The following is a 13,550-nucleotide window of genomic DNA, read 5'->3' as shown; positions in this document are numbered from 1 at the left end:
ATACCAAATCACCCTTACCCGTTTTTCTCCATCGGATCTTCTTCCACTTTGTTGATCCTTTCGCCGGACATAAATCTTTCACGTCTTCTGCTTTGTCTTCAGCCTTATATCTGGTTGGCATTCTCCTCTCACTCCCTGCTTATCTGGAAGATGAAGGGTTGGAGGCGCATGAATATACATGCTGATCACTATGAATGTACAGCATAAACAGTACTTCCATATTATCCATTTCTTTCCTGAACTGATGACTGTTGCCATATAACCCATCTGCTCCTAAAAAATCAAAGCGGGTGCCTATCTCTATCTGGTGCTTTACAATATCTATCGCCAGTTCAATTTTAGTTTTATGTTTATATCTTTCTTTGGGTACTCCCGCGGCTTTAAAGCACTTGGGTCTTAAAAGTACAATTCTTAGGTTGTCTACACAAATCAACGGATGAGCTGTACTTGGATTATGATACAGCGTATACCCCGATATCGGGTACCTATTTGACGCAGGAGAACCTGAGAAACCGTGTTTCCTGGTCCTCGTATTTTAATACATCTGGGGCGCAGGATTCGATGAATTTTGCTACGGCAACATTCTATAGTTATGACATACATGGGAATGTGGGTACGCTGTTGCAGGATTATAAGGGCGGGACCATGTCGCGGTTGTATAACCGATTTAAAAAGATTCAGTATAAGTATGATCTTATAAGTGGAAAAGTGAATTGGGTAGGTTATCAGCCAGGAGAGAAGGATGCATTTTATCATCGTTATAGTTATGATGCGGAGAACAGGTTGACGAATGTGGAGACCAGTCATGATAGTATTTATTGGGAGAATGAAGCCTATTATGAATATTATAAGCATGGACCACTTTCACGTACCGTATTAGGGCAGCAGCAGGTGCAGGGTGTTGACTATGCATATACATTGCAGGGTTGGCTGAAAGGGGTGAATAGCACAGCCGTTACACCAGTTTTTGATATGGGAGGTGACGGATCCAGTGGTAGCCAGGTTGCGAAGGATGTGTATGGATTTGGTATTCATTACTATGGTAAGAGGGATTATACACCAATTAATTCTGCTGTTACCCCATTTGCTACGGGGATCGGCATTAAGGTGTTGTTTAATGGGAATATAGCAGCGATTAGTCAGAATATTCCATTACTAGGTAAGCCCTTAGAGTATACATATTCATATGATGTGCTTAATCGCCTCAAAGGGATGGTGGCTTGTAAGGGATTTGACAGTTTAACGAATGCATGGAACAATTCGTTTGCAACACTTTCTGATTTTAAAGAAACGATCAGCTATGATGGGAATGGTAATATCCAGACGTATATACGGCATGGGAATAACACTTTTGCAGGTTCACCATTGGCGATGGATAGCCTTGTATATAATTATCGTCCGGGTACTAATAAGCTGAGCTATGTAACAGATGCTGTAGATTCTTCTTATTATGGGAATGATATAGATAATCAGGATGCCGGGAATTATGCTTATGATAGTATAGGTAATGTACTCTCCGATGTCAGGGCCGGAGTTGATAGTATTAAATGGACGTTGTATGGTAAGATTGCGCGTATATATAAGCATAATGGAAAGGTAATTTCTTATAGTTATGATGCGGGGGAAATCGGATCAGCAAGACGGTAGATAGCCTTCAAACCTGGTATGTACGAGATGCAGGCGGAAATGTGCTGAGTGTTTATAATTATGGTGATACAGCAATCAACAGTGGAGATTTAAGCCAGACGGAGGCACATTTGTATGGAAGCAGCCGTTTGGGCATGGCCACGATGTCGGTCAATGTACAGGATACGACAGCTGAGGCAACAACGAATATTACGGGACTAGGTACGGGGAAAAATATTATTTTTAGGAGGGGTAAGAAGTTCTTTGAATTAACGAACCATTTGGGTAATGTGCAGGCTACGTTGTCGGATCGTAAAATACAGGTAAGTGGAAATGGTACAACGATAGATTATTACAATGCAGATGTAGTGTCTGCGCAGGATTATTACCCTTTCGGAATGATACAGCCTGGTAGAAGCTATAATGCTGGAGGGTATAGGTATGGGTTTAATGGGAAGGAGAATGATAATGAGGTGAAGGGAGAGGGGAATGAGCAGGATTATGGGATGAGGGTGTATGATCCAAGGGTGGGGAGGTTTTTGAGTGTGGATCCGTTATTTAATACCTACCCCCATCAGTCAAGCTATTGTTTCGCGGCTAATTCACCAATAATTCTAATAGATGTGGATGGTGCTGGTCCAAATTTGGGAGATCCACCGACGAAAACGGCTCCTGTAATTAAGCCGACCCAAAGTTATACTATTAGGAGAATCAGAACTGTTACTGAAATACAAGAGCCACCGGTTGAGCCTAGTCGATTCAATATTAGCACCCTTTTTACTGTAATTCAGATCGCTAACGGTGCAGCAAACGTATTAACATATATATTTCAACCTGCAAATGGAGATTATGCTGGGCCAGGGAGTAAGGATGGAAATGAAGTACCACAGAATAACCTTCCATATGAGCGTATTACCAATGATCCAAATAAATTAACTGAACAGGATAAGCAATCTGCCAGAGCAAGATTATGGACAAATTTAGGGACTGCGCAAGACCTCTTATTTTCGTCAGATATTAGTGCTCAATCGACAAAGGATAGGGCTAAAGATATTTTAAAAAACATGGATGTATCTGATTATATAAAACGTAATATTGTCACTATTGCTGTAGCAGACGCTGTGAATTTAGATGGTAAGCACTTTAGATTGATTGGTATAAATTCTTCTATGATAGACCAAAAAAGTGTTATGGAAGAATTAAGAGCGAGTTTAAAACCAGGTGAAATTTTGGTGCCAATTATGGATTTGGAGCGTGAACATGCAGAAGTAAATGTATATGAATATGCAAAGCGATGGGGACTAACAATAACGTCAATAGATCCGAGTAGACCTTTTTGCGCTAATTGTGAAGAATTAAGGAGAAGAAATTCTACACCAACTGATACCAAAATGAGTAAACGTAAACCTAAAATCAAAGAATAATGGAGAATATACTTTATTTACAATACATGAAAAAAGGGGAGGAAGACATTGTATGGCAAAAAATTGCAGAACTAGGAGATTTGGCGCTAACTAAACCTTATATAGATGATGTTTTGTTAGTAATAGATGAGTGTATGAAAAGAGTATTAGAAAATTTCATAATTATTAGAAATGAATTGGAAGAAAATGGATATATTTTTGAAAATATAGAAGATCTGAACCCTGATTATTATATCATTGATCCTAATACAGAAAAAATCGATTTGTTTAATTTAGAGGGTATATTTCCGGAAGGATATCTACCATACTCTTTACTCTATTTTTATAAGAATATAAGGACAATTGATTTTAGAGGAAATTTTAGCAACTGGGATAACCCTTATTATTTAGATGCTATCTATATATACCCACTTTACGTTTTTTTTGACGTAAATCAAGACCGTTGGGAATATAGAATAAACGAAAATACAAAGGGGTATAAAGTACTTATTTCTCCAGATGAATTCGTAAAAGAAAATGTAAGTGGCGGTATTGGTTATGGATTAGAATTACATCATACGAAAAGAATAGACAGTAATCTCTTAGGATTTGCGAAAAATGTATCTTTCATCGAATATTTAAGACTTTGTTTAAAATGGGTAGGGTTAGTAGGATTGGACAGATATGATCACGATGAGATACCGGATTACATATTGAGAATAATATCAGATATAAGAGAGAAAATTATGACTATTTGAAATACTCTAGAAAGATAGTAAACCTCTAACGAGGGGAGTCATTGATTATAAAAAATCCTCCTATCAAAATGATGATATTTTGATAGGAGGATTTTTGCTTTGCTAACACTATTTCGCAATAATCTCGTCAAAACATTTTAAAAGGGTAATGTATCCTGCATATACGGCACCTCCTGACTGACGATTTAATCTATGCAGTATTTTATTCTCCCGGCACTCCGATACTAACATTGCATACAGAGATTTAGAAGAAAAACTATTTAGATCATCATCTATCATTTTATTTTTAGCCGCTGCAGACATCGTTGTTTCATACTTTTTCAGCATCGCTACAAATCTGGATTCCTGCTTACTATATTGTTGCTCTGTGATTTTTATCGTACGGACATTCTTCCTGTCTCTGTAAAAAATCCAGATCAGTACATATAAGTTAATCAGATCTGGTAAGTCTTCCATGGCAACATCCATTTTATACCCCATTATTGTCGATAATATAAATGGCTGATACCGGTATAATTCATCAGTTATGTTATTTGCATAATCAAAATCATTCATGCCGTTTTCTATCTCGGCCTTAATGGCAGCAATCTTTTTTATATCTGTTTGTTCCTGTGCTGATATATTATCCATAGTAATTATTGGATTTAAGAAGTTATTTCCTATTGCAAGATTAATGATTTTGGGAAAAAGATAAAAGCGGACTAATCTACTGATCAGGCACAGGCCGGCTTCCAATATTGAGGTAACAGTTCTATTCGTTTATCTTTGGGATGCTCATTTATTCTGCGCAGCACATCATCGAGCCAATGGATAGGATTGATACCCTGCAACCTGCAGGTGGCCAGCAAGCTATAAATAATTGCAGCATGTTCTGCACCATTATGAGAACCAGCAAACATAAAATTGTGTCTGCCAAGGTTATGTGAAGCTTTACATAATATCGGACGCAAAAACTACCTGTTCTGTGGCTCGCATGAAGCGGCCAAAAGAGCAGGCCTATTATACTCGCTGCTGGTTACCTGCAAACTTAATAATGTAAACCCTTATGAGTGGCTCCGCGAAGTGTTTAGTCATAACATCAACGAGATGACTACCGGCCAACTCAGGAAACTATTACCCCACAAGTGGAAAAAAACAGAATCCATCACTACGGATTAAAGCAAAATTAGGCAACTAAACAATACGGTTTTTTAGGATACTCGGAGGCACACGAATTGCAATGAAAATGCAAGTTGGATAATCCTAAAAAAAAGATTGACATGGGAGCGTTTTTCAATTTTAATAGGTTCTGATTAGAATCGGATCAGCAAGACGGTAGATAGCCTTCAAACCTGGTATGTACGTGATGCAGGTGGAAATGTGCTGAGTGTTTACAATTATGGGGATACAGCAATCAACAGTGGAGATTTAAGCCAGACGGAGGCACATTTGTATGGAAGTAGCCGGTTGGGCATGGCCACGATGACTGTCAATGTACAGGATACGACAGCTGAGGCAACAACGAATATTACGGGACTAGGTACGGGGAAAAATATTATTTTTAGGAGGGGTAAGAAGTTCTTTGAATTAACGAACCATTTGGGTAATGTTCTGGCTACAGTGTCGGATCGTAAAATACAGGTAAGTGGAAATGGTACAACGATAGATTATTACAATGCAGATGTAGTGTCTGCGCAGGATTATTACCCTTTCGGAATGATACAGCCTGGTAGAAGCTATAATGCAGGAGGGTATAGGTATGGGTTTAATGGGAAGGAGAATGATAATGAGGTGAAGGGAGAGGGGAATCAGATTGCCTTTGAAGCTCGGGCATATGATTCTCGAGTAGGGAAATTTTGGTCTATTGACCCATTAACCAAGAACTATCCAAATAATTCTCCTTATATTTTGGGGGCTAATAACCCAGTTACTTTTATAGATGCGCTTGGAATGTGGCCTGATTGGCCTGGTTGGCTTAGTTTGCCAGATCATGCTCCTACGAATATGTGGGAATACATGCAAGCCGCATTTTGCGATGCGTGTCAATTTGTACAGGAAGGTAGACTTACTGGTTGGACAGAGGCCGGAAGGTATAGGCAAGGCGTGGCATATAATGCAACGATGTCCACAATTGCAGGTTCTGTAAATGGAAATCTTAGCAATTATAGTTTTGGCCTTTTGAATAGATCAGCGGAGAGTATTGGAATAAATGATGATTACGCTGGTTATTATGATAATGCGACCCTAATAACAACATTATTACATGGTGTATCTGGTGGTACAGGTGCAGCACCCCGAGGAGCCTTTGCTAGTAGCAGAGAGGCTGTTGCTGTCAATGCGGTAAACCTTAAACTTAATTCTTCAACAATTGTATTAGCGGCAGCAATAAAAAATAAGGTGGATGGTACAGCAAGAGAAGAAGCTGAATTTGATAGCCTGGTAGAACAAAATCCTGATGCACAAATTTGGAGGGAACGATATTTGCGTGATGCAAATGGAAAAATTGTTAAAGATCCTGTTACGGAAACAGGAAGGAGAATTGATTTTAGTGTTGTGATGGATAAAAAGGTGAGTAATTTAGTGGAAGTAACCAGTCTGACTGCTGATAAAACTCTTCAGGCGGCAAAAGAAGAAAGGATTAGAGCAGCAGGCGGTACATATATTAAAGCACCTGGTAAAAAAGGTATATTATATCCGGTTCAAGATATTGTAACACAATTTAGTAGACGTAAATAATGAAAGATTATATAATCGATAAAGCTAGTTGGCACACTCAGAGGCCTAGAAATTATGAGTTTGATAAGACCAGAATTTATAAATATTTGCGAAGTCTTATTGATTACTTGACAGCAAATGGATTGTTAAATAATCCAATACTTGCAGCTGATCAGGAGGTTACAGATGATACCCAAATAATGGCCTCCGATTTGACGGAAGAAGGTTACGAATTTATAAAGGTTGTTTACGGAAAATCAAAATGGATAGACATGGTGGTTGAAGGAAAAAAATCTCCGGATGATTATAAATTATTAGATAAAGCCTTGAAAAAGATTAGGGAGCCCAAATAGCTGAAGGGCTCACCTGAAAGTCAACAAAACTATTAACCGGACCCTTTTCCCTAAAATATAATAAGGGATCGTTTAATAGTTTTGAGAGTTTAATTAGGGTCTGCTGAATAATCATTAAAATACTGTTAATCAATATTATATGGCGTACTTTTTGTTATAAAAGTGCTTATATATTGAAGGTTTTTTTCCAAACCCATGCAGCCATGATACGATACACACCTGCAAAACAAGCTTGCTGAAGAAATATCATTCATTTATATCGGACAGCCGCCTGAAAGGACTAAGTATTAGGAACCTGAAGATCATTGACAGTACAACGATTTCTTTGTTTAGTGAGATACTACAAGGAGTCGGCCGTAACAGATTAGATGGTTCGAGGAAAAAAGGAGGTATAAAGGTACATGCGATGATGGATGCATTTAGTGGGGTTACTGAATTCCTGCGGATAACACCCGCTAAGGAACATGACCGCAAGTTCCTGTATCATCTGAAGCTGAAAGCTGGCAGTTGGATAGTTTTTGACAAAGCATACAATATATATCAACATTTTGCCAAATGGACTAGCCCAAAAGTATGGTTCGTTAACCGAATAAAAGACAATGCTGTATTCCATGTGAGCAAAGTGCTAATAGATAAAACGAAGAAAAAGAAGGCCATTGGCGTATTAAAGGAGCAATATATTATGGTTTGCTAATTGGCAGTCATTAGATGAGATCTTCAATACCAATTTAGATAAAAGTTCAGTTCATTGTTGGCTTTATCCAGAGAGGCATATTCGCGGAATAATAATAGCAAAAATGCTGGGGAAAAGCAATAACTCCGAATTAATTATGCTGCATAGGGAAGGGATAGAAAGGACGAAGAATGAACAATATATTGTTGAGTTAGAGCGGTTATTAAAAGTCGTTGATAGAATACCAGTTATCATTTGAATGCATTAATATGTTAGGTCGGTTGTTTTTAAAACAACCGGCCTAATTTGTAATTTGCATTGACAAGTTAGGTGAGTCCTTTTGAATCTTTTCTAATCCTCTCTGCTCATTCCTTTTACGTATTTGTTCCAGACAAGGTGCAAGAGCATTTGCAGAAGAAACAGGAGGTATAGCCTATAGTTTAGGGTCTAAGAAGAATATACACGTTAACTATACTTACGCTTACAAAGAACGGGATGAGTATACCGCTCAAAACAGGAATCAGTACTTTAGAGAGAATGGAAATCCTGAAACAGGTTCTGTTATTGGAAATGATTCCTATGATCGCGGTGCAGCTTACTGGGCTGTTCATGGAGTAGACAGTAAAGGAAATGTATATTTATGCAGCGAAAAACTCATCATTGAAATGCTTACCCTGGTACAGCCGAATATTTCCCACTGGAATCTTATTTCGTACCTTTGCCACCTGTACTTAAGATGGTGTCTGGCCTTCGGGCTACAGCTAGGCCAGTATTGGAGGGGGTAGCGAGTAATGCACTTACAAATGCTGATTTAGTCCAAAAGGCGGCGACTAAAGCAGAAGCTGCGATTGTTGGTACCGGAAGATTTGCAGGAACAGCAAAACATGAATATGCTACAGCTCTTTTGGAAAGATATCAAAACATCTTTGGCGATAGAGGGCTTCAATTTAAAGTACCATTTAATAATGGCCTTGGTAATCGAGGCGTTTTAGATGTTCTTGATAATGCAAATGGAATTATTTATGACTGGAAGTTTGGTTATCCAGGAATGCCCCCCGCTCAGCTAAATATGACACAACAAATGCTTAAATATCAAAGGAATTTTGGATTACCAACACAAATAGTAAAACCATGACAATATCAAATAGCATAAAGAAAGATATTTTAAATGATTGGTCCAAAGAATTTCAGGGGTTATCGCCATATGCGCAGAATAAATTGTATAAGGTGATTGGACCATTTGTAACTGGTGTAGAGATTTTTAAACTTCCAAGAGCCGATGATTATAGACCATACTTTGTTTGCTATCCTTTATGGAAATCCAACGAAAAAGAATGTCTGGAAGAGTCTATTATACTTCAAGAAATAAAAAATAAGCGAGGGCTTCAGTTTAACATTCCATATATCAAGCATAGTGTCTTTTATCGAGAAGCAGTAGAGTGTGCTATAAAACAAATACCAATTTCATTTGACAGAGATGTGTCTTTGTCAAATTTGTTTGACGCAATTAATAACCAATTTTCATATATACTAATAAAATCAAGCCCTGTTCAGCAAGCAAAACTATTGGAAGCAAAAATTTTTGCAGCACTGTATATTAATGATATGGTTTCAATAAAAAAGGTTTTGGAAGAAGTGAATAAATCATTCCAAAATTGGAGGCCAGATTTATTTGAATGGAAATTTGGCAAACCCGGCAACTGGCTTCAAGGGCTACAAAAAATAGTAAATAATCGAGAGGGATTTCTAAAGCAGGTAAAAGCTAATAAGCAAGAAAAGAAAATAATAAAATTAAAGAGTTCGGAACTCACAGCATAAACTGCACCGGTTAACAGCCATGAGTTAGCATGCGCTGATCAATCATTGCAAGGCGGAGGCGTTGAGCGCAAAGGATTATTATCCTTTTGGAATGTTGGAAGAATTTAATGATCATCTTGAAAGTTTAGAGTGAATTATACTCCCCATAAGCAGTAAACCCCAACCGATGGCTGGGGTTTACTGCTTATGGGGAGTATAGTTTTTTTAGTTTTATAGTCTCGAATAGTGAGGTCCATGTAATGGAAGATGCGTTGTTTTTCTTCCATGGGAAGTTCTTCGAGTTCATCGAGTCTTTTAAGCATCTCTTTATCATAGGTAGCGTTTACTCCATAGAAGAGCTGCTAACGCAACGAATGTAGCACCACGTAGGTCTGTAAATCAACCAGGTGCAAGTTGTGTTACTTGTTGAACCACCCAGGGACCATTTGTGGCAGATCATATTCAACCAATTTCTATAGAATATATGACCACGGGCTCAATTGATAGAGGGCACATGCTATCACTAGATGCAGTTCAGTCCCAATGCCACACTTGTTCTAGTGCTCAAGGTGTAACATTGCGATCAATTACAAGGACAGTAAATAATGAAATTAGAAATCAACAAAATATACAAAATGGACAGCAAGCTCCGTAAATTAGAGGAAGAAATTATAGTTAAGCAAAAGATGGTATGTAATCGATACGGTACTGCATATTTGGCTTCTCCTCTTGGAAAATTAATTGGAGTTGCTATTGAAACGTTTAAGGGAGGGAATTCCATGCCTGTCAATGGTTTAAGACATCCTGTTGAATCAGGCAGATCTGCAAATTGGTATATTGGGGCCGGAGTGAATTATTCTGAGGCGAATGACTTTTTTAAACCTATGCATATCAGTCATTTAGTTGAATTATGCCCTCAAGCATTGCATTATTTGGGCCTACCTCCTGGTTGGCGATTTTTATTTGATGATAAACAATATGAGGATGTTTGGTATGATAAACAGTTACTAAATATTTGATAGTTAATAAATCGTAAATTAGGTATTGCGATCACGAATCCCATTTATGATACCGATGTTCTACAAACAGTATAATAATTCTTTTCGGTATGAGATGGAGTGAGTACGGCGCAGACCATCAATGAGAGCTGAGAAGGACGGACTGCTGAGTGTAGCGGTATTAAAGCACCTGGTAAAAAAGGTATATTATATCCGGTTCAAGATATTGTAACACAATTTAGTAGACGTAAATAATGAAAGATTTTCCAATTGATAAAGCTAGTTGGCACACTCAGAAGCCTGGAAATTATGAGTTTGATAGTACCATAATTTATAAGTATTTCCGAAGTATTATTGATTACATGTTTGCAAATGGATTGTTAATTAATCCAATTCTTGTAGCTAATCAGGAGGTTACTGATGATACCCAAATAATGGCGTCTGATTTGACGCCAGAAGGTTTTCAATTTGTAAAGAAGTTTACGGAAAATGGACAGACAAGGTAGTTGATGGAAAAATTTCTCCAGATGATTATAAATTATTAGATAAAGCCTTGAAGAAGATTAGGGAGCCCAAATAGCTGAAGGGTTGACCAGAAAGTCAACAAAACTATTAAACGGTTCCTTTTTTCTTTTTTTAGGGAAAAGGAACCGTTTAGTTATTTTGATAGATTCATCGGAAAGGAAAGTTATTTGACCATAATAGTGAATTGAATAGACCCGATGCACAATTTATACCCCGATATATAAGACATTATGAATGATAAATAGTCATGTGGTGTTAAAATGAAATATAATTGATCGGGAACTTATTCAGCAGGCCCTAAATATTTAAGAAGGTTTAAGTTTTGGGCAAATCCTAATGGACTGAATTTTAATTGGCTTCGTGGAGAAGGAGGTGGAATTAATGGATTTTCTATTTCTTCACGTCCTGGTTATGGAGCAAAACCTAGATTTGACGTACATCCATTGTCATATCCTTCAAAGCCTAGCAGAACTTTAACAATTTCAAACTTTATTAAAAGGAATAAAATTCCCGTGCCTCACTATCATGTTGGTAAAGGAAATAATTTACGCTTTCATAGGCCATGGGAATTGGATAAAGATAGTATTAGAATATGGTAAAATTTAAAAAAAATGGATATAAGATTTTTTTATAGTATATATTTACCGGCACTGACAAGAGCCTTAAATGAGGACGATAAGAATTATGGCTTTTTTGTTAATTCTCCTGAATCATTTATAGATAAAGATATAGAGCTTGAAATTGAATCATTTATTGATAATGAATTGGCCAATGACATATTCATAAATATGGTCGATGAATATTTTGATGCAAAATCGCATTATTTCAAAGAAATGAATGGTGTGGACATTGATATTGTTAAAAATCAAATCATTGAAGGCATAAGCAAACTCAAGAGAATTTATTTATTGGAATAAGTTTCAGAAGTAATTCTGAGGCGGATATTATTTCTTCTCAGGATTATGTAATCGGCAATTACAACTACACAATTTTCGGCGAATAAGCCTGCAGAGTTTTCGGCAGCAATGCTGCCGAAGAAACGGCAACAACGATACATAATTTTCGGCAGCAATAATGCAGAGGTTTTCTCATCCTTCCCGGAGAAGAATGCCACATTAGCAGGGAACTTAAGTTTCCTGTCATGATGAATGCTTATTTAAAGAAAATTATGATGTATCAGAGTATTAAAGAACTACACGAACAAGGCTTTTCAATAGCCAAAATTAGCAGTACTATTGGTATTAACTGGCGGACGGTAAAGTCTTATCTGTCCATGACCCTGGAAGAATACAACCTGTTTATAGAGAAAAGAGCACAACGTCAAAGAGGATTGTCTGTTTACGAATCTTTTGTTAGGGAAAAGCTGGAGAAATACCAGGATACATCATCCGCTCAAATGCATGACTGGCTCAAAGAGAACTTCCCTGAGTTTCCTAAGACAGCCATTAGGACCATGTTTGATTTTGTAATGTGGGTACGTCGCAAATATAATCTGCCTTATATCAAACCGCTTAGAGAATATGAAATGTTGGAAGAGTCTCCTTATGGGAAGCAGGCCCAGGCTGACTTTGGAGAATATAATCTCCGCAATGGAACTGGTAAAAGGGTAAAGATATATTTTATCGCCATTCAACTATCCCGATCCCGTTATAAATATATCTGGTTTATTGGTAGGCCTTTCACGACTGAATTGGCTATTATGGGCCATGAACAGGCATTTTCCTTCTTTAAGGGCATCCCGGAACAACTAGTCTACGATCAGGATAAGGTCTTCATAGCAGATGAAAACATAGGAGATATCCTTCTTACAGATGCATTCCGGGCATATACCAGAGAAAGACCTTTTGAGCTACATTTCTGTCGAAAATCCGACCCGGAAAGTAAGGGGAAAATTGAAAGCGTTGTCAAATACGTTAAAAGAAATTTTCTGTATAACAGATGCTTTATCGATATAGAAAATTTAAATGAAGAGGCTTTACAGTGGCTAAACCGCACAGGAAACAATATGCCTCATGGAACAACAAAGTTACTTCCTAATGAAGAATGGCTGAAAGAACAACCATACCTGAGCGCTTTACCAGAGTTTATACAAACTACCAGTCCTGAAATTTACATGGTCCGTAAGGATAACACCATCTCTTATAAAAGTAATTTTTATTCGTTACCACTGGGTACTTTTAAAGGAAAAGGAACTGCCGTAGTAGTGGGTGTTGATATGCATATTTACCTGATTATATCCAACTTACAGGGGGATATATTATGCAAACATATGATCGCTGTTGGCAAAGGACAGAAAGTACTAAATACTGACCACAGAAGAGATAAAACCGTTAAGATTGACAAGTTGATTAATGAAGTCTGCGGTTTTTTGGAAGACGATGCAAATCGGGGTAGACAATTTTTAGAGACCATACGAGAAGTGAAACCACGTTATATAAGAGACCAGGTGCTGTTGTTCAGGGACACTATTGATATTTCGGACAAAGTGAGTGTTGGCGAAGCATTGACATATTGTTTGAACAATAATATTCAAAGTGCCAACGACTTCAAATCTATCGTAGAACAGCAGTTGAAAGTAAGAAGAGCAACATCCATCCTTAATTATCAGTCTATCCAGATGAATCCATTAAATGGAGAATTACCCCCTGTAGCTTTAGCAGAACCTGCTAAAAGTTCAATCGAAGATTACATAGATCTTTTTAGCAAACAATCTTGAATCTCTG

16 protein-coding genes are annotated in these 13,550 nt (G+C 37.5%); 13 read left to right on the top strand and 3 right to left on the bottom strand.

The genetic code is table 11. From position 1 onward, the window contains the following. Positions 1-139 precede the first annotated feature (139 nt). On the bottom strand, positions 140-433 hold the full coding sequence (locus QQL36_RS33520; protein WP_179091410.1) for a transposase: 294 nt from the start codon (positions 431-433) through the stop codon (positions 140-142). A 14-nt stretch (positions 434-447) separates the two neighbouring features. Between QQL36_RS33520 and QQL36_RS33515 the strand changes: the two genes are divergently transcribed. From QQL36_RS33515 to QQL36_RS33505, 3 genes are read left to right on the top strand one after another with little or no spacing between them, the layout of a single operon-like run. Further along, complete coding sequence (locus QQL36_RS33515; protein ID WP_321568256.1) at positions 448-1,647, top strand: hypothetical protein; 1,200 nt, start codon at positions 448-450, stop codon at positions 1,645-1,647. Positions 1,648-1,688: 41 nt separating this feature from the next. Further along, the gene (locus QQL36_RS33510; RefSeq protein ID WP_321568255.1) at positions 1,689-3,050 is read left to right on the top strand and encodes an RHS repeat-associated core domain-containing protein; all 1,362 of its coding nucleotides are present in this window, start codon (positions 1,689-1,691) and stop codon (positions 3,048-3,050) included. Next, positions 3,050-3,787, top strand: coding sequence for a hypothetical protein (locus QQL36_RS33505; RefSeq protein WP_321568254.1), 738 nt, complete (start codon positions 3,050-3,052; stop codon positions 3,785-3,787). Before QQL36_RS33510 ends, QQL36_RS33505 begins: the two co-directional genes overlap by 1 nt. 108 nt (positions 3,788-3,895) lie before the next feature. Here the strand turns inward: QQL36_RS33505 and QQL36_RS33500 are convergent, their stop codons facing one another. Both QQL36_RS33500 and QQL36_RS33495 read right to left on the bottom strand, forming a co-directional pair. Further along, a complete protein-coding gene (locus tag QQL36_RS33500) occupies positions 3,896-4,417 on the bottom strand; it encodes a hypothetical protein (RefSeq protein ID WP_321568253.1) in 522 nt (173 codons plus the stop codon). Between the two features lie 83 nt (positions 4,418-4,500). Further along, positions 4,501-4,737 (bottom strand): transposase domain-containing protein, encoded by a 237-nt coding sequence (locus tag QQL36_RS33495; RefSeq protein ID WP_321568252.1) that lies wholly within the window; start codon positions 4,735-4,737, stop codon positions 4,501-4,503. Between QQL36_RS33495 and QQL36_RS35855 the strand changes: the two genes are divergently transcribed. The 10 genes from QQL36_RS35855 (at position 4,691) to istA (ending at position 13,543) form a co-directional block, all read left to right on the top strand. Then, the gene (locus tag QQL36_RS35855; RefSeq protein ID WP_415751044.1) at positions 4,691-4,945 is read left to right on the top strand and encodes a transposase domain-containing protein; all 255 of its coding nucleotides are present in this window, start codon (positions 4,691-4,693) and stop codon (positions 4,943-4,945) included. The two genes, QQL36_RS33495 and QQL36_RS35855, sit on opposite strands and share 47 nt — an antisense overlap. A gap of 294 nt (positions 4,946-5,239) precedes the next feature. Next, positions 5,240-6,502, top strand: a complete 1,263-nt coding sequence (locus QQL36_RS33490) for an RHS repeat-associated core domain-containing protein (RefSeq protein ID WP_321568251.1) — start codon at positions 5,240-5,242, stop codon at positions 6,500-6,502. Next, positions 6,502-6,834 (top strand): hypothetical protein, encoded by a 333-nt coding sequence (locus tag QQL36_RS33485; protein ID WP_321568250.1) that lies wholly within the window; start codon positions 6,502-6,504, stop codon positions 6,832-6,834. Before QQL36_RS33490 ends, QQL36_RS33485 begins: the two co-directional genes overlap by 1 nt. A gap of 232 nt (positions 6,835-7,066) precedes the next feature. Further along, positions 7,067-7,528, top strand: a complete 462-nt coding sequence (locus tag QQL36_RS33480) for a transposase (protein WP_321568249.1) — start codon at positions 7,067-7,069, stop codon at positions 7,526-7,528. Between the two features lie 697 nt (positions 7,529-8,225). After that, the gene (locus QQL36_RS33475; RefSeq protein ID WP_321568248.1) at positions 8,226-8,642 is read left to right on the top strand and encodes a hypothetical protein; all 417 of its coding nucleotides are present in this window, start codon (positions 8,226-8,228) and stop codon (positions 8,640-8,642) included. Next, a complete protein-coding gene (locus tag QQL36_RS33470) occupies positions 8,639-9,325 on the top strand; it encodes a hypothetical protein (RefSeq protein ID WP_321568247.1) in 687 nt (228 codons plus the stop codon). Before QQL36_RS33475 ends, QQL36_RS33470 begins: the two co-directional genes overlap by 4 nt. A 584-nt stretch (positions 9,326-9,909) precedes the next feature. Next, positions 9,910-10,323, top strand: a complete 414-nt coding sequence (locus QQL36_RS33465) for a hypothetical protein (RefSeq protein ID WP_321568246.1) — start codon at positions 9,910-9,912, stop codon at positions 10,321-10,323. A 233-nt stretch (positions 10,324-10,556) separates the two neighbouring features. Beyond that, positions 10,557-10,808: a hypothetical protein gene (locus tag QQL36_RS33460; protein WP_321568245.1), complete on the top strand. Its 252-nt coding sequence runs from the start codon at positions 10,557-10,559 to the stop codon at positions 10,806-10,808. Between the two features lie 630 nt (positions 10,809-11,438). Next, positions 11,439-11,744, top strand: a complete 306-nt coding sequence (locus QQL36_RS33455; RefSeq protein ID WP_321568244.1) for a hypothetical protein — start codon at positions 11,439-11,441, stop codon at positions 11,742-11,744. A 224-nt stretch (positions 11,745-11,968) separates the two neighbouring features. After that, positions 11,969-13,543: an IS21 family transposase gene (gene istA / locus QQL36_RS33450; RefSeq protein WP_321566678.1), complete on the top strand. Its 1,575-nt coding sequence runs from the start codon at positions 11,969-11,971 to the stop codon at positions 13,541-13,543. Positions 13,544-13,550 lie beyond the last annotated feature (7 nt).

Origin of the sequence: Chitinophaga sp. LS1, from assembly GCF_034274695.1 — a bacterium.
Taxonomy (GTDB): Bacteria; Bacteroidota; Bacteroidia; order Chitinophagales; family Chitinophagaceae; genus Chitinophaga.
The sequence above is the reverse complement of the archived record's forward strand: the minus strand, read 5'-3'. Positions and strand labels throughout refer to the sequence as shown.

Excerpts from the sequence above, each read along its gene's own strand:
- QQL36_RS33470 (WP_321568247.1), top strand. The coding sequence starts at position 8,639 with ATGACAATATCAAATAGCATAAAGAAAGATATTTTAAATGATTGGTCC.
- QQL36_RS33505 (WP_321568254.1), top strand. The coding sequence starts at position 3,050 with ATGGAGAATATACTTTATTTACAATACATGAAAAAAGGGGAGGAAGAC.
- QQL36_RS33490 (WP_321568251.1), top strand. The coding sequence starts at position 5,240 with ATGGCCACGATGACTGTCAATGTACAGGATACGACAGCTGAGGCAACA.
- istA (WP_321566678.1), top strand. The coding sequence starts at position 11,969 with ATGATGAATGCTTATTTAAAGAAAATTATGATGTATCAGAGTATTAAA.
- QQL36_RS33465 (WP_321568246.1), top strand. The coding sequence starts at position 9,910 with ATGAAATTAGAAATCAACAAAATATACAAAATGGACAGCAAGCTCCGT.
- QQL36_RS33455 (WP_321568244.1), top strand. The coding sequence starts at position 11,439 with ATGGATATAAGATTTTTTTATAGTATATATTTACCGGCACTGACAAGA.
- QQL36_RS33500 (WP_321568253.1), bottom strand. The coding sequence starts at position 4,417 with ATGGATAATATATCAGCACAGGAACAAACAGATATAAAAAAGATTGCT.
- QQL36_RS33460 (WP_321568245.1), top strand. The coding sequence starts at position 10,557 with ATGAAAGATTTTCCAATTGATAAAGCTAGTTGGCACACTCAGAAGCCT.
- QQL36_RS33485 (WP_321568250.1), top strand. The coding sequence starts at position 6,502 with ATGAAAGATTATATAATCGATAAAGCTAGTTGGCACACTCAGAGGCCT.